The sequence below is a fragment of the Priestia megaterium genome, from assembly GCF_009497655.1.
In the GTDB taxonomy this organism is placed as follows: Bacteria; Bacillota; Bacilli; order Bacillales; family Bacillaceae_H; genus Priestia; species Priestia zanthoxyli.
Window position 1 is genome coordinate 2,579,273 of the sequence record NZ_CP023317.1, and the last position, 18,964, is coordinate 2,598,236.

At 38.8% G+C, this 18,964-nt stretch carries 18 protein-coding genes; 2 read left to right on the top strand and 16 right to left on the bottom strand.

What is annotated here, in order from left to right:
- Position 1 precedes the first annotated feature (1 nt).
- Together CEQ83_RS12965 and CEQ83_RS12970 are read right to left on the bottom strand one after the other, a co-directional pair.
- Positions 2-1,423 carry a non-oxidative hydroxyarylic acid decarboxylases subunit C gene (locus CEQ83_RS12965; RefSeq protein ID WP_028413103.1) on the bottom strand — a complete coding sequence of 474 codons (1,422 nt, stop codon included), beginning with the start codon at positions 1,421-1,423 and terminating at the stop codon, positions 2-4.
- A 2-nt stretch (positions 1,424-1,425) separates the two neighbouring features.
- Positions 1,426-2,007: a non-oxidative hydroxyarylic acid decarboxylases subunit B gene (locus CEQ83_RS12970; RefSeq protein WP_028413102.1), complete on the bottom strand. Its 582-nt coding sequence runs from the start codon at positions 2,005-2,007 to the stop codon at positions 1,426-1,428.
- A gap of 113 nt (positions 2,008-2,120) precedes the next feature.
- Between CEQ83_RS12970 and CEQ83_RS12975 the strand changes: the two genes are divergently transcribed.
- Positions 2,121-2,990, top strand: coding sequence for a LysR family transcriptional regulator (locus CEQ83_RS12975; protein WP_098999403.1), 870 nt, complete (start codon positions 2,121-2,123; stop codon positions 2,988-2,990).
- A gap of 68 nt (positions 2,991-3,058) precedes the next feature.
- Here the strand turns inward: CEQ83_RS12975 and CEQ83_RS12980 are convergent, their stop codons facing one another.
- The 4 genes from CEQ83_RS12980 to CEQ83_RS12995 all read right to left on the bottom strand — a co-directional run bounded on the left by CEQ83_RS12980 (position 3,059) and on the right by CEQ83_RS12995 (position 6,230).
- The gene (locus CEQ83_RS12980; RefSeq protein WP_025751675.1) at positions 3,059-4,015 is read right to left on the bottom strand and encodes an AEC family transporter; all 957 of its coding nucleotides are present in this window, start codon (positions 4,013-4,015) and stop codon (positions 3,059-3,061) included.
- A 706-nt stretch (positions 4,016-4,721) separates the two neighbouring features.
- Positions 4,722-5,126, bottom strand: a complete 405-nt coding sequence (locus tag CEQ83_RS12985; protein WP_028413100.1) for a YkvA family protein — start codon at positions 5,124-5,126, stop codon at positions 4,722-4,724.
- 99 nt (positions 5,127-5,225) lie between these two features.
- Positions 5,226-5,507, bottom strand: coding sequence for a hypothetical protein (locus CEQ83_RS12990; protein ID WP_013083437.1), 282 nt, complete (start codon positions 5,505-5,507; stop codon positions 5,226-5,228).
- 87 nt (positions 5,508-5,594) lie between these two features.
- A complete protein-coding gene (locus CEQ83_RS12995; protein ID WP_033579187.1) occupies positions 5,595-6,230 on the bottom strand; it encodes a DUF1796 family putative cysteine peptidase in 636 nt (211 codons plus the stop codon).
- Positions 6,231-6,462: 232 nt separating this feature from the next.
- Here CEQ83_RS12995 and CEQ83_RS13000 point away from each other — a divergent pair, with 232 nt between their 5' ends.
- Positions 6,463-7,467, top strand: a complete 1,005-nt coding sequence (locus tag CEQ83_RS13000; RefSeq protein WP_028413099.1) for an LLM class flavin-dependent oxidoreductase — start codon at positions 6,463-6,465, stop codon at positions 7,465-7,467.
- A gap of 27 nt (positions 7,468-7,494) precedes the next feature.
- Here the strand turns inward: CEQ83_RS13000 and CEQ83_RS13005 are convergent, their stop codons facing one another.
- From CEQ83_RS13005 to CEQ83_RS13050, 10 genes are all read right to left on the bottom strand, one after another.
- A complete protein-coding gene (locus tag CEQ83_RS13005) occupies positions 7,495-8,814 on the bottom strand; it encodes a (Fe-S)-binding protein (RefSeq protein WP_028413098.1) in 1,320 nt (439 codons plus the stop codon).
- Positions 8,811-10,223, bottom strand: coding sequence for a glycolate oxidase subunit GlcD (gene glcD, locus CEQ83_RS13010; RefSeq protein ID WP_028413097.1), 1,413 nt, complete (start codon positions 10,221-10,223; stop codon positions 8,811-8,813). The genes CEQ83_RS13005 and glcD overlap by 4 nt, the downstream gene beginning before the upstream one ends.
- 128 nt (positions 10,224-10,351) lie before the next feature.
- The gene (locus tag CEQ83_RS13015; RefSeq protein WP_098113060.1) at positions 10,352-11,464 is read right to left on the bottom strand and encodes a CdaR family transcriptional regulator; all 1,113 of its coding nucleotides are present in this window, start codon (positions 11,462-11,464) and stop codon (positions 10,352-10,354) included.
- A 71-nt stretch (positions 11,465-11,535) separates the two neighbouring features.
- Positions 11,536-12,108, bottom strand: a complete 573-nt coding sequence (locus CEQ83_RS13020) for a DJ-1/PfpI family protein (RefSeq protein WP_028413095.1) — start codon at positions 12,106-12,108, stop codon at positions 11,536-11,538.
- Positions 12,109-12,227: 119 nt separating this feature from the next.
- On the bottom strand, positions 12,228-12,554 hold the full coding sequence (locus CEQ83_RS13025) for an IDEAL domain-containing protein (protein WP_028413094.1): 327 nt from the start codon (positions 12,552-12,554) through the stop codon (positions 12,228-12,230).
- Between the two features lie 213 nt (positions 12,555-12,767).
- On the bottom strand, positions 12,768-14,201 hold the full coding sequence (locus CEQ83_RS13030; RefSeq protein WP_013083445.1) for a GntP family permease: 1,434 nt from the start codon (positions 14,199-14,201) through the stop codon (positions 12,768-12,770).
- Between the two features lie 34 nt (positions 14,202-14,235).
- Positions 14,236-15,426: an iron-containing alcohol dehydrogenase gene (locus tag CEQ83_RS13035; RefSeq protein WP_034327713.1), complete on the bottom strand. Its 1,191-nt coding sequence runs from the start codon at positions 15,424-15,426 to the stop codon at positions 14,236-14,238.
- A 246-nt stretch (positions 15,427-15,672) separates the two neighbouring features.
- Positions 15,673-16,821: an ABC transporter permease gene (locus CEQ83_RS13040; protein WP_098999405.1), complete on the bottom strand. Its 1,149-nt coding sequence runs from the start codon at positions 16,819-16,821 to the stop codon at positions 15,673-15,675.
- Between the two features lies 1 nt (position 16,822).
- Positions 16,823-17,929 carry an ABC transporter permease gene (locus CEQ83_RS13045; protein WP_098999406.1) on the bottom strand — a complete coding sequence of 369 codons (1,107 nt, stop codon included), beginning with the start codon at positions 17,927-17,929 and terminating at the stop codon, positions 16,823-16,825.
- 19 nt (positions 17,930-17,948) lie between these two features.
- Positions 17,949-18,887: an ABC transporter ATP-binding protein gene (locus tag CEQ83_RS13050; protein WP_028413090.1), complete on the bottom strand. Its 939-nt coding sequence runs from the start codon at positions 18,885-18,887 to the stop codon at positions 17,949-17,951.
- Positions 18,888-18,964 lie beyond the last annotated feature (77 nt).

Sequence of the window (18,964 nt, forward strand, 5' to 3'; positions counted from 1 at the left end):
TTTATTTTTGCATCATATTCGTTAAGATTTTTTCCCATTTTTCAGTTTCAAGTGGTGTATCTAAAGGCTGCGAGTAGTGGCCTCTTGTTTCTGGTGCAACCGGTGTTGTAGCATCCAAAATCATTTTATCTGTAATACCAGCCGGATCAGATCCTGGATCAAGTGGCAGAACTGAGAGATTAGGCACTGTTATAACATCATGTTTTGGGTGCATTTTTGTCGATAGCGCCCACATGACTTGCGGTAAATTAAACGGATCCACATCTTCGTCTACTAAAATAACTAGCTTGCAATATCCTAATCCATGCGGCGTAGTCAATGCCCTCATACCAACCGCCTTAGCAAATCCTCCGTATCGGCTTTTCGTTGAAATGATAGCAACAAGACCATGAGTATACATCGCGTTCACCGCTTCAATCTCTTCAGGATATGCTTCTTTTAGCTGCTGATATAAAGGAACGCTTGTATTGATTCCAATTAAATAATCTGTTTCTGTCCAAGGCATACCGATATATAGACTTTCAAAAATAGGATCTTTGCGATGGTATACGCGATTGATTTTGATAACAGGCATGCTTCTGCCACCGGAGTAATGACCTGTAAATTCACCAAAAGGACCCTCATACTCACGTTCACCAGCTAAGATTTCTCCCTCTAAAATCACTTCTGCTCCCCAAGGTACATCTAAATCAGAAAGCTGAGACTTCACAATTCTGTACGGCTCACCTTGAATAGCTCCTGCCATTTCATACTCTGATTGATCGTAATGAAGCGGCGTAGCAGCTGCTGTGACAATCGCGGGTTCACATCCTAAAGCAATTGATACAGGGAGGTTTTCACCTTTTTCTTCGGCTTGTTTCAAGTGAATGGCAATATCATGCTGTGGCACGGGCTGAATGCCTAGACGGTCTTTCCCTTTGACCTGCATACGATATATACCTACGTTTTGTTTGCCGAAATGCGCCTTATCATGCTGATCACGAGAAATAACGCACGCTTTATCTAGATAATAGCCTCCGTCTCCTTGATTCAAGCGGAACAATGGCAAAAGGTCGAATAAGTTAATATCATCTTTAATTTCACACTCATGAAATGGCGCTGTTTCTTCTCTTTTCACTTTAACAGGAAATTTTTCATATCTCCGAGCAAATTCAAAGAACTGTTCTTTTACAGGAGTTGATTTAGGCAGTCCCATCATTAACGCGTGATTTGACCAGGAACCCATTACGTTTAGAGCTACCTTTGCGTTGTTATATCCATAAATATTTGTAAATAATAATCCCGGCGTTTGATCTCCTAAATTACTGATGGCTTGACCTGCTGAACCTAAATCCGGATCTGGCTGCACTTCATCTGTAATCGTCAGCAGCTGCCCTTCTTTATGTAGCGTATCAAGGAAATCTCTAAAGTCTTTATAAGCCATGTTTATTTTCCTCCTTGTGATAAATGTTTAATTCCATTCCATCTTTTTGCCTCAGGAAGCTCAATTCCTAATTGATCTAACGTTCGAACAGCAATATGCGTGACAATATCATCAATTGTCTCAGGTTTGTTATAAAAAGCTGGCATAGGAGGCACGAGGATAGCTCCCATTTTTGAGAGATCCAGCATGTTTTCTAAATGAATCGTATTCAAAGGCGTTTCGCGAGGAAGTAGCACCAGTGGCTTTCTTTCTTTTAACATCACATCTGCCGTTCTTGCTATTAAGTTATCTGCTAGTCCCATTCGAATAGATGCTAATGTTTTCATGCTGCAAGGACTTACAATCATTCCGTCTATACGAAATGAACCGCTCGAAATTTTTGCTGCTTGGTCTTGATATGAATAACAATAATCTGCTAGCGCTTCTACTTGCCTAACGCTATACGGTGTTTCCAGCTTAATTGTGGCATGAGCCCAAGACGACATGACTAAATGCGTTTCAACAGAAGCCTTCTTCAAAAGCTCTAAAATTCGAATACCTAGAATAGCTCCTGTGGCTCCTGTTATTCCTACAGCTATTTTCATTTCTTTTCCTCCTCTCTGCTTTGGTTACACATTTAACTTTACACTTATTTTCCATACAATTAAAATATTGATAAAGTATATAATAATACCTTTAAAGTATGGAGTTGAATATAGTGGAATTAAGACAGCTGCATTATTTTATTGTCATAGCTGAAGAATTAAATGTAACTAAAGCAGCCAAGCGTCTGCACATGGCTCAGCCTCCTTTAAGCAGACAGCTAAAGCAGCTCGAAAATGAGCTGGGCCTTTTGCTTTTTGAACGAAACAATAACAAGCGCTTATTGTTAACGGCAGAAGGAGAGCTTTTTTTAAAACGAGCGAAAGAAATTGTGCAAAGGGTCGAAAAATCAGTATTGGAAGTACAGGAATGTAAAAACGTAACAAATGAAAAGCTTGAAGTCGGATGTACAATCTACTGTGCATCAACGGTTCTCGATAAGCTAGCTCTTATTCAAAAACAGTATCCAAACAGTACTTTTAATATCTATGAAAACGAACCAGCTCATTTAAACGAGTTGTTGACGGATGGAAAGATTGATGTAGCAGTCACCACTACAGACTTACCTTGTCAACAGGTAAAAACAAAAACACTTGCACCAGATGTCTTTGTTGTAGCAGTTCCCAAAGAAAGTAGTTATGCAACAGAAAAGATTTCAGTCGCTGAAATCGCTTCTCTCCCTCTTATTCTTCTTCGTTCAAATCGGGAAATAAGCATATACAATCGCATTATAAAGGAATTTAAAAAGATGGATATAACACCTACCATTTTATGCGAATGCCATGACTCAGCGATGCTTCTTAATTTAGTATGTCGTGGCCTTGGTGCTGCTATTGTTCCTTATTCGATGCTATCTTCTTTTTCACTAGAACATATTAAAATTTTAAGCATAGAAGATAATCCATTTGTAATTGAGCCTTTAGTTACGTGGCGTACCGATAGTTATCTCCCCAAAATCGCTCAAGAATTTTTAAAGCTTTTTTAAGTATAGATGCACAAAAAAGGCTTTGCTAAAATAGCAAAGCCTTTTTTATTTTATATTGATATATTTGACTACATTAACCAAGAAATTAATAGCGGTAATGTAACAAGTGACATAATGGCACTAAGTACGAATGCTGAAGCTGTTTCACCAGCTAGGCTATCAAAGCGCACTGAAATCATCGCTGCTACAGCTGAACCTGGGAACGCTACTAATAACACTAATTTTACGATGTCAGCTGATGATAGACCCATTGCTGTTGCAATTCCTAACATTACAAGCGGCTGAATAGCCACTTTTAAAATCGCAATACCAAATGCTGATGGGCTAAATTGAATTTTACGAATACCAATTGTTACCCCAACTGCGAATAGCGCTGCACCTGACGTAATTGAGCCAATTTGATTTAAACTGCTTGACAATAAATCTGGAGATTGGAACCCACATAGTACTAATACTACTGCGATTAATGGAACACACGCTAACGGTTCAGAAAGACCGTGTAAGATTGATTTAATCGTTACTTTAAATAAGCTTTCTTCAGAATCCCCTTCACTTCTTTCGCGCTGTCCAACCGTACCAATAATAGTTGCTAAAGGATCAAGCATCGCATTTACTACGATACCCGTAATAGCGATTGGAATTGCTACTACATCCGCGCCAAACAAGCTACCTAAAACGGGAATACCCATAAACGCAAACGTTGGCTGCGTAGAGTTTAAAGAGAACATAGACGCGCCTGTTAGTGAGTATTTGAATACATATTTTGCAACGAGTAAGAAAAGAACATAAAATCCAATAATACCAAGAACTAATGCTAATAAAAACGGCCATTTTTCAATAAGCGTTTGTTTTGATGTTGTTGTAATACCAACGAATAAATGTGCAGGTAACGCAAATTTTGTTACAAGCGTATTTAACCCTTTAGATGTTGTTGCATCAAACTTTTTAAAATACCCTGCTAAATAACCTAGCAAAATAACGAAAAAGATTGGGGTTAAAATAATAAAGATTTGACTAATTTCCATTTTTGAACACTCCATTGTTTAGATTAGAATCAATCATATAAATTTGCTTTCTTAGAAAGATAATTATCTTCTAAGGCTTGTCTATGGATATTGTTTACGTCAGGCCATTCATCTCCCTTTTTGCTAAACATCTCTACAAATATGAAGTAACGTATAATGGTTCATGAAAACGCATGGACTTTGTTTTTCTACAATCATTTATTTACTTCGAAGCTGTTCATTTAGTTAAATCAAATCACACAAAACTTGTCATACAATACAGTAACTCTACAACCTTAGCAAAAACTTGTCATACAATCATGTTGTTGGCTTACTTAGGCTGAAAAAAAACACCTTCAAATGAAAGATGCTTAATCTTGTGACGAAAGAAAGCTACTTCTGATTGATGAGGAAGAATCTCTAAGAGTTTGAAACTCTCAGTTAAAAAGTTCCATAATTTCACAAAGTTTTTACAAACTATCTTACTTATTTGTATATTGCTTTCTGTGACGAATTTATGAACATGTTTTAACTTAACATTTGTAGGGGAATTATTCAATTACATTGCTTAAACTTTTAGTGAAAAAAATATTTTAATCCTGTTTTTTTTACATAAAACGGATTAAAATAGTCATAAAGACCTATATATTATCGGTTAAAAAGAAGATGATTCATCTATCACCTTCTTTTGCTTACTTTATTTAATAATTACATGTAGATCATAATGTTACTTTATTTTAGCATCAATAATGGAAAAATTGTGTTCTTCTGAAAACCACGTTTTGATTTTTTCTTTTGCTTTCAGTTTAACATCTTCATCAATGTACATGGCAACTTGAATCAATGCAAGCCCCAGAGCTCCTAAATCATCTGTAAATCCAACTCCTGCTGCAAAGTCCGGAATTAAATCTAAAGGAAGAATAAAATAACCTAACGCTCCTATAATCACTGCTTTTGCTTTTGGAGGAATATCAGGCTTTTGCAGCGTGTAGTATAAAAGCAGTACGGCATAAACAACGTTTGCTCCCGCTTTTTTGCCAAACTTTTTAAGCTTGTCCCAAAATTTTTCTTCCGAATAATATTTGGCTGTTTCCTCTGTACGAACGGGTACAATTTCTTGTTTCTCTTCCATATCGATCACCCTTTCATCACCATATGTACTTATTATAAACGATTATCTCTACCGAATTCCATTGAGAGCTTAAACTCCATAAACCTGCACAAAGCAGGCTTATGAATTTTTTAATGAGTAATGCTTCATAACGATAGTAACTAAGTCATTCAGCGCCGTTTCACTTTTAGAATGATTTTCAAACTGCTGAATGAGATCCATATGTTCAAGCAGCACTTCGTAATTACCCGTCATCTTTCTCAGGACTTCATATGCGGAACTATTCAAATCCACTTGTATTTTCAAATCCTCCAGCTGTACTAGATACTCATTCCAGCGCTGATCTTGTTCTAGCAGCAGCCATACAATTTCTTTTATCGCCTTCCGCACATTGGACTCCATCTTTTCATCTCCTTTGATACACAGATATAACAAAGTCTATGAAAAAAACGAGCTTTTTCATTCCCGTATTATACAAAAAGTGTTTTTTTATTTTATAACAAGCCCGCTTAAGAGCTCTTCCCATACTTTATCATCGCGCAGCACGTCCATTGAAAAAATAGGTGCATGTAAAACACATGTATAAGGCAAGTCCCAGTTAGCTTCGGATAAAAGTTCTTTTTCACTGTTTGTCAGCAGCAGTATATAGAAATCGTTTTTGACCATTCCCTTTAAAACATGCTCTAATTCTTTCGCTTCTTCATACGTTCCGCCCATACGAATAAACAATATACAAGAACTGGTCTCCATTGACGTTAAAAATCGCTCCGTTCTCCGTTCATATTTTTCTTTGACTTCATTATATGAAAGCCAGTTAGTCTCCGTATTAATAGACGACGGAAAATCATGAGCAGAATCAATTTGATACACCTTATCACGCAGTCTAAGCGTGGAACCATCTCCGAAAGAACTGATATAGGTTAAGTGTTCATATACAAATAAGTCTTTACAGCGATTTTTCAACAGCTGATTGACATGAGAAAGAGAAATGCTAATACACCAATCAATCACCCCGGCTTGTTTTCGCAAAGAATATTTTTTCATATATATCCCTGGAAAACAGTTATAGCCTAAACTGTATATCATATCGTACTGCTTGCTTTTTAGTTCATTTAAAGTAACCATATTCATCCTCCCTTCTTCTATAAAATATGACAGTCTTTTATAGAAAGAGGCGGCTTCTGCCTTATACCGTACAAGCTTTTTGCGTTTTAGGAGCTTGTGTAATAAAAGAGTAAGGAATTAAAAAAACAACCGAAGCAAAATATTTTGGAACTCGAAAGATTCTTGTTAAAATACTTGTATTCCATTGAAATAACAAGGCCTATGAAGTCTTTAAAGAAAGAAGATGAAATTGATGAGTAAAGCATTAAAAGATATTCCGATTTCCGTGTTAGATCTTTCTCCTGTAGTTGAAGGAGGAACTGTATCTGACTCACTTAGAAATACATTAGATTTAGCTCAGCACGCTGAAAAATGGGGGTATAACCGCTATTGGCTAGCTGAACATCATAATATGACAGGTATCGCAAGCTCCGCTACATCTGTTGTAATTGGTCATGTCGCCGGAGGCACGTCACGCATTCGCGTAGGCTCTGGCGGCATTATGCTTCCTAACCATTCTCCGCTTGTTATTGCTGAGCATTTTGGTACGCTTGAATCACTATTTCCAGGACGTATTGATTTAGGCTTAGGAAGAGCGCCAGGGACAGATCAGCTGACAGCGCAGGCGCTGCGACGCGACCGCAGAAGCGACGGCAGTGACTTCCCAGAACAGCTGGCCGAACTGCAAGAATACTTTAAACCTGCTTCAGAAAGTCAGATGCGTGTTAAAGCTGTTCCCGGTCAAGGTTTAAATATTCCGATTTGGCTCCTTGGCTCAAGCGGTTTTAGCGCACAGCTTTCTGCACAGCTAGGCTTGCCATTTTCATTTGCAAGTCACTTTTCGCCTAATAATACAATGACAGCTCTTAACATGTACCGTCGTTATTTTAAGCCGTCCGACGTGTTAGAGAAACCATATGCAATGTTAGGTGTAAACGTAATCGCTGCTGATACAGATAGAGAAGCTGAACGCTTGGCTACTTCTATGCAACAGCAGTTTCTAAATTTAATTCGAAACACACCGGGTAAACTAAAAGCTCCCGTGGATAATATGGATGAACTATGGACTGACTTTGAAAAAGCTTCTCTTCAACAGCAGCTGGGCTCTTCTATTGTCGGAAGTCCTGAGACGATTAAAGTCAAGCTTGAACAGTTTATTGAAGAAACAGAAGCAGATGAACTGATGATTAACGCTCAAATTTACGATCACAAAGCTCGCCTTCGTTCGTACGAAATTGTTTCTCAGCTGTTCAAATAATAAAAAGGCCGGACACGTCCGGCCTTTTTATTTGCTTTCTACTGCTTCAAGAAGTAAATCTGCAAGATGAACGGCCCTTACACTTTCTTCTACTCCTTCTCTGACTACGCCTAGCTTCATTTGAATGAGACAGCCCGGGTTTGCTGTTACAATTGTATGGGCATGGGCTTCTTTCACTTTTTCCATTTTATAATCTAAAATTTGCATAGACATCTCTTGTTCCGTTAAGTTATAAATACCAGCTGAGCCGCAGCAATGATCCGCATTTTCCATTTCATTAAACACCGTGCCGTTAATTGCTTGGATCAGTTTTCTCGGTGCGCTGGACGTTTTCATCACGTTTCTTAAATGACACGAGTCTTGATACGTAATAATTTGACTTGGAAGCGATAACTTTTGTTTTTCCACAAACTGCTGCTGCAATAAAATCTCTGAAAAATCTTTGACTTTTGCAGAAAAGACCGCTGCTCTTTCTTTCCATTCCGGCTCATCTTTTAATAGATGATCGTATTCCACCAACAGCGCACCGCAGCCGCCTGCATTAAGAACAATATCATCCGCTTGAATGGATTCAAACGCCATAATATTTTGTTTTGCTAACTTTTTTGCCTGATCTTTTTCTCCGCCGTGCGCATGCAGGGCGCCACAGCACGTCTGCACTTCTGGTATAACGACCTTACACCCCGCTTTTTGTAAAAGTGCAATCGTCGCGTTGTTTGTTTCCATAAACATCGTGTCCATTAAACACCCTGTAAAAAAAGCAACCGTACGCTCTCTTGTTCCTTCTGCTTCAAATAAAAAAGGACGTTTCTTCATTTCTTTTTTTGTTGGCACAGGCGGAAGCGTTTTTTCCATTTGTGCTAAATTACCGGGCAGGACGTTTAATATATTTGTTTTTTGAACAGCTTTTTGCAAGCCGCTTCTTTGATAGAAAGCAAGCAGAGAATGTACATTTTTTAATCGTTCTTTATGCGGAAAAAGCTGTTCAAACACCATATGCCTGAGCGCTTTTACCGGCCATTTATGTCGTTTTTTCTGCTGAATAATATCACGCGCTTCTTCTAATAAGTGTCCGTACTTCACACCCGAAGGACAAACAGGCTCACACGCTCGGCAGCCAAGGCAAAGGTTCAATTGTTTTTCAACGGATTCATCCGGTTCAATAAGCCCATCTACAACTCCTTTCATCAAAGCAATTCTTCCGCGCGGTGACGCTGCTTCATATTGATTGGTTTGGCCATACGTCGGACAGCTCGGCAAACAAAAACCGCATCTCATACAATTCATTAACTCGTCATAATCTAACCGTTCTTTAAACGCTTGCTGAATGTCTTTTGTTGCCGTCATGAACGAACCACCACTCTTTTTCTCGTGTCTTTAGCAAAAATTTTCCCTGGATTCATAATTCCTTGCGGGTCCAAAGCATACTTAATTGCTTTCATCGCAGCTACTCCTTCTCCGCCCATCTTCAATGCTAAATACGGTGCTTTCATTTCTCCGACTCCGTGTTCACCTGTAATCGTCCCTCCAAGCTCAATGGCTTTATGAAAAATCGCTTCAAAAGCTTGTTCGACTCGGTGAAGCTCCTCTTCGTCACGCGCATCTGTTAAACAAGTCGGATGCAGATTTCCGTCTCCTGCATGACCAAACGTACAGATTTTAACGTTGTATTTTACAGCAATTTCATTAATCGCTTTGACCATTTCACTAATTTTAGACCGCGGGACGGTTGCGTCTTCTAAAATCGTCGTTGGCTTCATTCGTGCTAAAGCAGAAAGAGCTGATCTTCTTGCTGTACTTAACGCTTCTGCTTCTGCTTGCGAAGCCGCTACTTTCACCGATACAGCCTTTCCTTCACTGCAGATGCGTGAAATCATTTCAATATCGCGCTTCACCACTTCTGGCGGGCCATCTTGTTCAATCAATAAGACAGCGTTTACATCAGTTGGAAGCCCAACTTGGGCAAAATCTTCTACTACTTCACACGTCGGCTGATCTAAAAATTCAAGCGTAGCCGGAATAATCTTATTGGCGATAATTGCTGAAACCGTCTTAGCAGCTGCGTCCATGTCTTCAAACAGCGCAAGCAGAGTTTGTTTTGTTTCAGGTATTGGAATGAGCTTTAAAATGGCTTCTGTCACGACGCCAAGCGTTCCCTCAGACCCGACAAACAAGTTCGTTAAATCGTAGCCAGCTACATCTTTAGCCAGCTTGCCTCCTGTCTTAATACAATCGCCGTTTGCAAGAATTACTTCAAGACCAAGAACGTAATCTTTTGTTACTCCGTATTTTAAGCCTCGTAATCCTCCTGAGCATTCATTGATGTTTCCTCCAATGGTTGATATTTTCATAGAGCTTGGATCAGGAGGATAAAATAAACCTTTTGCCTCTACGGCATTAATTAAGTCTAACGTAATAACACCCGGCTGCACGGTAGCGGTTAAATTTTCTTCATCAATTTCCAAAATTTTATTCATTCGGTTAAAGGTAAGAACAATTCCGCCTTGCGTTGGACACGTTCCTGCGCTTAGATTTGTGCCTGAGCCTCTTGGCACAATAGGAACGTGATCTTCGTTGCATATCGTTAAAATTCTTTTCACTTGATCTTTGTTTTCAGGCATAATAACTGCATCAGGAAGCGACTGAAAGTTAGGGGTTGCGTCATAAGAATATACGAGTCTTGCTTCACTGCTATCTTGAAAGTTGGCCGATCCTACAACTTCAATGAGCTTTGCTTTTGTTCGTTCATTAAGCATAACGTTCCTCCTTATATATCTCTTAATCTTATTATAGTTGCAGAAGCCACGAGGGACTATAGATAAAAAACTAAAAAAAAGCGCTTTAAAAACTCATTTTTTGTATGTTTATCTAATGAATAGCGCACTTATTCTAGTAGAGACAGCGCAAGGTAAAAAAGCGTGAGACCCTTTACACTTTTAGGATCAATGTCTGTTAGTTCTTTCATTTGCTTCAAGCGGTAATGAAGCGTATTGATATGAATATGTAAATCAAACGCCGTTTTTTTTAACGATTGATCATTGGCTAAATAGCATTTCAGCGTTTCGAGAAGCTCTTTTTCTTTTAAAAGAGCGGAAAGCACTCGACTTAAGAATTCCTTTTTTACAGGTTCAGAAACGTCTTCTAAAATCATGTCCATCAGCAGTTCCTCATAAAAAACAACGGCTTGACGTTTTGAAGCTACTTTAAGCGCTTTTTTTGCTTCTTCATATGAAGCATGCAAATCAAATTGCTCCGCTGGCTTCCCTACGCCAATAGTAATCATAACTTGATTATTTGCTTGAATGTACTGCTGACATTTTTTTAGTTCTTCTTTAAATCCTTGTCTTGCCTTTTCATCTACAGCTTCTTTCAGTAAAAGCAAGCGATCGTATCCCCAATTTGCGATATAATCTCCTTCACCTTTATGACTTTCAAACCAGTAGCGAATTGTTTCTTGTACCTGCTGCTGCTTCTTTTTCGAAAGAGATGAGTCAATTTGAAACAGCGTGCAGCAATAAGGACTGTCTACTTGTACTCCTAAAATATGACCTCGTTCAATAAATTCTGCATCTACCTGCTGGCTATAAATCCATTCACGAAAAAAAGCTTCTACTCCTTTATTTTCCCATTCCTTTGTTTCTATGTAGTATGCTTCGCGAATAATTAACTCTGTTAATCTTCGAATAATATCTGCAAAAGGCTCAACAGCTTCTGGGGTACCTGTAATGCCAATAACGCCAATAATGTCTCCTTGATAACTGATAGGCAAATTAATTCCTGGCTTAACTCCTTTTAAATCTGCTGCTTCTTTTTTGGAAATATATAGTTTTTGCTTTTTTTGCATCACGTTCCACGCGCCTTCATGAAAAAAACCAACCCGCTTTTCTTCTGTAGACGCAATAATAATTCCGCGTGTATCCGTTACAATTACATGTTCTTTCATCACCAGCTGTACTTCTTTTATAATTTTCTTCGACAGTTCAGACACTAGCTGCACGTTGTTTACACCTCACCTATCATCAATTAAAAGAGCTGAAAGAATGGTTTTCTCTCAGCCCGCTTTTTTGATTATGCGTTCACTTTTTCAGCTTTTTTTAGCACGTTAAAAAACTCTTTCATAAATTTAGGTAAATCCGGCCAAGCTTGTCCGGTTACTAAGTTTCTGTCTACGTGGAGCGTCTGTTCAACAAATATAGCACCCGCCGCTTCTACTTCCGGACGGCAAGCAGGATACGCTGTCACTTCTCTGTCTTGCAGATACTCTCTAACCGTCGTTAACACGAGCTGACCATGACAAATAACGCCTAAAGGTTTGTTTTCTTTTAAAAAATGAGCGGCAATTTCCTGAACTTTTGTGTTCATTCGAATATATTCAGGCGCTCGTCCTCCAGGGATAATAAGTCCGTCAAAATCAGCGGGATCCACTTCATCTACAGAAGCATGAGAATCAATTTTATATCCCGTTTTTTCTGTGAATGTTTCCATTTCTGGAAGAAAATCATGAACAACCGTTTGGAGCTTCTTTTTCACGGGAGAGGCAATGGTACACTGAATATCTTCTTCTAAACAGCGATAATACGGATAAAAAACTTCTAAAGCCTCCACGGCATCTCCTGTTAAAATCAAGATACGTTTACTCATCTTTTATCACCTTTTCTTTTAATGTCGTCATTTACTTCTTCTCGCAAGCTGCTTTCCATTCCTGCTTTTCCCCTAGGAATAATAAAAAAAGCAGGGCCTTCATTCCTTTACTAGGAATGTCAGCCTTGCTTTTTATCTTGTACTCTTTTTAATTCAGCTGTTAATTCAATAAACCAAGCTTCGTCTTTTGTTAGCAGCGCAAGATCAATCAATGAAAGAATCTGCTCTTCGTGCGCCGTTTTTTGAAGGGGCAGCTTCTCTATTTTTTCATCCATCATGCCAATGGTTGTGCCGACCATTTTTTCATCATCACTTTTCACTACATTGATTAGTGCGGCTTTTTTAGATGGATTAATCGTTTTTATATATCCGTATATAAGTTCACCGTCGCGAGACTTTCCTTTGACCCAGTCGCCTACTTTTAAATTTCCTTCAAATAGCTTCACAGTCATTCTCCTTTCTTCATAAACATGCTAAGAATTAATGTAACGGCATATAGTATTCTAGAAAGTAGTGTAATCATAATACTTACAGTTTAGAAAGTCAAAGAATCTGTTTTAGAGCAAAAGGCTCGATATACAAAATCACTGCAACAATAAAAAAATCCGAACGATTTATCGTTCGGATCTTTCTTCAACTACACTCAGCCTCTTTATTTGTTATACGAGTCCAGTTAAGCTGTAGATTCCAATGATTAAGAAACATGCAAGCGTTTTTATAACAGTGATGGCAAAAATATCTCGGTAAGACTGCTTGTGGGTTAACCCGGTAATAGCAAGCAGGGTAATAACGGCTCCGTTATGAGGAAGCGTATCCATACCGCCTGATGCCATCGCTACAACTCTGTGCATAACTTCAGGAGGAATATTGTATTGATTAATAGCTTCTACATACTTATCTCCCATCGCACTAAGCGCAATTCCCATACCTCCAGAAGCGGATCCTGTAATACCGGCTAAAATGTTTGTCGTAACGGCTCCATTGACAAGCGGATTTGTAAAGGTATGTGAAATACCATCGCGAACGGTTGCAAAGCCAGGAAGAGATGAAATAACGCCTCCAAAGCCATACTCAGCTCCCGTGTTCATCGCAGCGAGAAGCGCTCCGCCAATACTTGCGTTAAGACCCGCTTGGAAACCGGTGGTCACTCTCTTCCAGTCATACGCAATCGTCGTAATAATTCCAATAACAAGTGCTAACTCCACTGACCAAATACCAACAACTGCGGTTAAATCTACTTTTCCGAACGCTTCAAGGCCAATTTTGGCAAAATCAAAACCGTCTGGGTACCACTTTGGAATAGAAACAGTAAAAAATTTGTTTGCAACCCCTACAAGCACGAGCGGAACAAACGCTAAAATCTGTCTTGCTACGCTAGGTTCATATTTAGGTTCTGTAGAAGGTACAGACTCTTTTTCTAGCTCTGCAGCAGCTGCTAGTTCATTATTAAATCCGTAGTAGCCTTCTCCAGCTTTTCTTGCTTTTTTACTTCGGCTTTCTAAATACCAAAGACCTAAGCTAAAAACAATAACTGATCCGATAATCCCCAGTGTCGGAGCAGCATAGATGTCTGTTTTAAAAAAAGTCGTTGGAATAACATTTTGAATTTGCGGTGTACCCGGAAGTGCATCCATGGTAAACGAAATAGCTCCTAATGCAATCGTTCCCGGTACTAATCGTTTTGGAATATTCGCTTCGCGGAATAAGTTAGCCGCAAACGGATAAACTGCAAACGCAACAACGAATAAACTTACGCCGCTGTAGGTTAAGATTGCTCCCATTAAAACAATCGCCAAGATCGCACGTTTAGCCCCCACGACTTTAACAATTGTTTTCGCAATCGATTCAGCGACTCCAGACATTTCAACCATCTTCCCGAAGACTGCTCCTAATAGAAAGACAGGGAAGTAGTTTTTAATAAATCCAACCATTTTCTCCATAAAAACGTTTGAGAAAAATGGGAGTGCATAGCTTGGTTCCGTTAAAATAACGGCTAGCAGCGCACAAAGTGGAGCAAACAAAATAACTGAAAATCCGCGGTAAGCAACCAGCATCAAAAGCCCCAGAGACAGCAAAATAATCAGCAAATCCATAACGTTTCCCCTTTCATCCCTTATTCAATTTGTCTTATTTTTTATAAAGTGCAGACTCAAACTCATATTCATAGCACGTGTAATAAAGCTGAATAACTTCTTCTGCCGTCGGTACGATCGGATGATTAGCAGGACTTCCGCTTTGAATCGCATCCGCTGCCATTTTCTCAACCGCCGCGTAAAATAGCTGGCGATCAATGCCCCACGATTGAAGATTAGGAATCTCTAAGTCGATACAAAGCTGCTTGATGGCTTCAATTAACACATCTGCTCCTTCTTTTTTTGTATATGATACGTTCGGAAAAAGAGCTTGTCCTATTTCACCTAAACGATCGATTGAAGCCTCTTTTGTATAGTCCAAAACCGCAGGCAGGAGCATCGCGTTAGAAATACCGTGCGGCACATGGAATAACGCGCCAATAGGTCTTGACATACCGTGCACTAGCGCAACGGATGAATTTGAAAACGCCATCCCCGCAAGCATAGAAGCATAGGCCATTTCGTTTCTTGCTTGAACGTTTTCTCCATTTCTGTACACTAGACGAATATTTTTCATGATTAACTCAATTGCTTGAAGCGCAAGTGAATCCGTAAAAGGATGCGCTTTTTTAGATAAATACGCTTCGACCGCATGACTGAGTGCATCAATTCCTGTAGCTGCCGTTACGTGTTTTGGACATGATAGAGTTAATAACGGATCAACAATGGCTGTATCAGGCAATAATTGAGGCCTTGCGAGCATCATTTTTACATCGTACGCCGTGTCTGTAATAACCGTCGCTTTCGTCACTTCTGAGCCCGTTCCGGCAGTCGTAGGCACGGCAACCAAAGGAAGAGGGCTACCTTGAAAATCTTGTTGATTTTGAAAATACGTTCGTAAATGCCCTTCATTAGTCATCATCACGGCAACCGCTTTCCCAGTATCGATACAGCTGCCTCCCCCTAAAGCAATAACCACATCGCACTGCTCCATTTTGCATACGGCAAGCGCTTCATCTAGATGAATATCCGTTGGCTCTGAATTTACGCCTGTATACACGGCACAGTCCATGCCAGCTTCTGCTAAGTAACGACGGCAAGCTTCTACATTGCCTGCTTTCGCCATAACGTCATCACTTATAAGCAATGCCTTTGTCCCAAGCAGTGCAGCCTGTTCTCCAATTTTAGAAAATGATCCTTCTCCATATAAAACCGTGCGTGGTACAAGTAATTCATAAATTGCCACTGTTTTTTCCCCCTTTGTTATCTCGCTGACAATCTCTCCTTCCGTCTTTTCATGCTGACTTATGTAAGCGATTTCATTTATTTGTGCAAAAAACCAACATGAACTTCGTTTTTCTCCCCTATTTATTCTCTTTTTGTATACCCCTTTCCTCTTTCATTCTAAAATTTCATCTTATATTTTTCAATCTTTTTTTGTAACTTTTTAAAAATTACAAAAAAAGCCAGAGGTATTCTCTGACTTTACCATTTAAATAAACTTTTGAACAGTATTATTTCGATTTAATTTATAAATCGATAGCAGGAAAAAAACAAGTGCAAAAGCTAGTAAAATGCTAATATTTAACCATAGGCTGCTTAAATCAGCTCCTTGTTGAACACTTTTTAACGTACTTAATACCCACGTTTGAGGAAGAAAGTCGGCTATTTTCTGCATCACATCCGGCATAAATTCAGGCGGGAAAAAGCAGCCGGACAGTAAACAAGTTGGCGTGATGATAAGCGTCTGAAGACCATTCGCTGCTTTTGAACTTTCTGTAAAAGCGATAATTACAAGAGACAAGCCGATGGCTACTAGACCAAACAAAACTAAAATGAAAAACAGCTGCCACACGGGAATGTTCATATCTACGTGAAAAAGAGTTGTAATACAAACAAGTGTAATCATTACTTGCAAAGTTAATAAAATCATATTTGTCATAACATTAGATATCACGTATTGCCTTGCGCTAACTGGCGAAGCTAGCAGTCTAAAATACGTGCGCTGCTCTTTTTCTTTTGTGATAAGAGCCGATAGATTTACGGCAGAAAAAAGCATAAACATAATTAAATACCCAATTGTCTGCTTGACAATATTTTGATCGGTTCCTTTGTCTTCAAGGGCGTGCGTAGAGACGTGGAATGGCGCTTTTTGATAATTCTCATACATTTGTTTAAACGCAGCATCGTCGCCTTCAGCAGCTTGATTCAGTGCAGAAATATTATCAATATATTGATACAAATAAGACTTAATAAAGCTCGTTACTTCTGCTCCTTTTATCGAAGTAATCGTAATATGATCTGGTTTGTTCGCTTTGACGCTTTCAAAAAACCCTTTTTCAAAAGTAATAACAGCATCAACTTTCTTTGACGTAATCTCATGATCCACTTCTTTGTCAGTGAGCATTTTAACATTTGTTTTATGCAGACCTTTTAAAAACTGAACGGTGTCTTTTGAGATATCCGTTGAGTCGTGATTGACAACTCCGATATTCACCGAAGTCCCTGCTGTATTTCCATAAATAAGAACGGACATCAAAATACCTGCAATAGGCAAACCAATAACAAGTACAAGCGTCCTTTTGTTTCTAAGCAGCATATTTCTCAGCATATTTGTGACAAGCCACATGATATTTTTCATGTTATAACCCCTCTCTTTTTCTCAAAAGCACAATGGCTGTGCCCAAGAATAAAATAGAGAAGCCTACATTCAACCCGATAACTGAAAGAGAAGCGCCGATATCATTTGTATAAATCAATTTAATAAGTCCATTATTCATCCAGGTTAAAGGTGATACATTGACGAAGCCTTCTCCAGATCCATTTTGAAAATAGGTTCCTCCCACAATACACGACACTTGAATCACAACCATAATAATTGCTCTTGACGCCGCTTCCGTCTTCGTAAGGTAGCTAACTCCTAATCCAAAGCTAATGGCAAAAAGAATCTGAGATACTAACATTACGAGTACTAAGAGTAAATGATCTCCCCAATTCGCATCAAAAAAATATTTAGTCGACATAATGACCACTAATACACAAATAGCGTGAACCAAAACAGTGCCTAAAATTTTCCCGACAAAAATTTCAGCGGTTTTAATCGGTGCGGCTACTAATCGATTGGCCGTATTTCGCATACGCTCTCCTCTAATTAAATAACTCGCTGAGATAGATCCGTACAAAACAATCATGGTTGTCATTGAAATAGCGTAGTAGTCTATTGAATTTGGCTGTTTTTGAGAATGAAGGGATGTTTCTTGAATATAGTCATGCTTAGACGCACGCAGCAGGTTCTCGACTTGCTGAGGATTTACTTTGGCCACTTCCATAGCCACGTTATACTTATCAACAAATGTACTTAACATACCTTGCACCACGTTAAATTCAATGCTGTTTTCTTCATTTCCGTAGAGATTAATGCCTCCGTCTTTCACTTCTACATAAGCTGTATAATGCTGCTCTTTTACTTCTTTTTTTCCATCTTGATCTTTTTTCAGCGCTTTAAAGTGAATGCCCGATTTTTCTGCATGTGCAGCAAACTGCTTAAATGCGGCAGATTGTTCATTACTCGTATCGATTTTATAGAGAACATAGCTATCGTCTATCGTCATGTCGTTATTAAAGGCTTGGGACAAAGCTGTTCCTAAAATAAGGACAAGAGCTAGCGGAAAAAGAATCATAAAGATAAATGCACGCTTATCTCGCAGATCACTTTTCATTTCTTTCAAAGCAATTGCAATAATATTCATTCGTTATTCCTCCTTTCTTTTATAAATCTCTTAGACTGCGTCCTGTGAGCGTCAGAAAGACCGTCTCTAAATTTGGTGCTTGTTCTTTAACTGCTTTAATTTCGATATGATGCGTCATTAAATAATGAATGACCTTGTTTAAGTTATTCACTTCGGCGCTTGAATTAATTTTAATGATTCCATCTTCATACGTAACGGCTGTTACGCCTGGAATTTCCTTTAGACCGCTGCAATCTATATCGTCTGCTTCTTTTACTTCAATCCAAATATCTTTTGTATCGGTGATAATCGCTTTCAGCTGCTCTTTTGTTCCTTCAGCAATAATTTTGCCGTGATCAATAATTGCAATTTTTGTACATACCTCTTCTACTTCTTCCATATAGTGACTCGTATAAATGATTGTGCTTCCCATTTCATTTAGCTTTTTTACAGATGTTAAAATATAATTTCGCGACTGAGGATCAATGCCAACCGTCGGTTCATCCATAATGATCAGCTTAGGGCGATGAGCAATTGCGCATGCGATATTTAACCTTCTTTTCATTCCTCCTGAAAAGCTTTTCGGATACGCCTTTTGTTTATCTAAAAGCCCTACAAACGCTAAAGCTTCTTCGACTCGTTCGCTAAGAAGTGATCCTCTTAATCCGTAGAGTCCTGCAAAAAACTTCACATTTTCATAGGCTGTCAAATCTTCATAAATCGCTAAGTCCTGCGGAACAATTCCGATGTTCATCTTTGCGAAATTTCGGTGTTTCTTTATATTTTTCCCAAGTACTTCAATATCGCCGCTGTTGCTTTGAAGAAGACTAGCTACCATATGAATCGTTGTGCTTTTTCCTGCTCCGTTTGTTCCTAAAAACCCAAATATATCTCCTTCTTCTACTTGTAAAGATAAATTATCTACCGCAATAAAATCTCCAAATTTCTTTGTTAATTTTTGAATGGATAATACGTTCATCATTTCACCTCTAGTATGTTGGTATATCCTTATTTTATGAAAAAAAGGCAAACTTACGTCAGTGCATAAGTTCACCT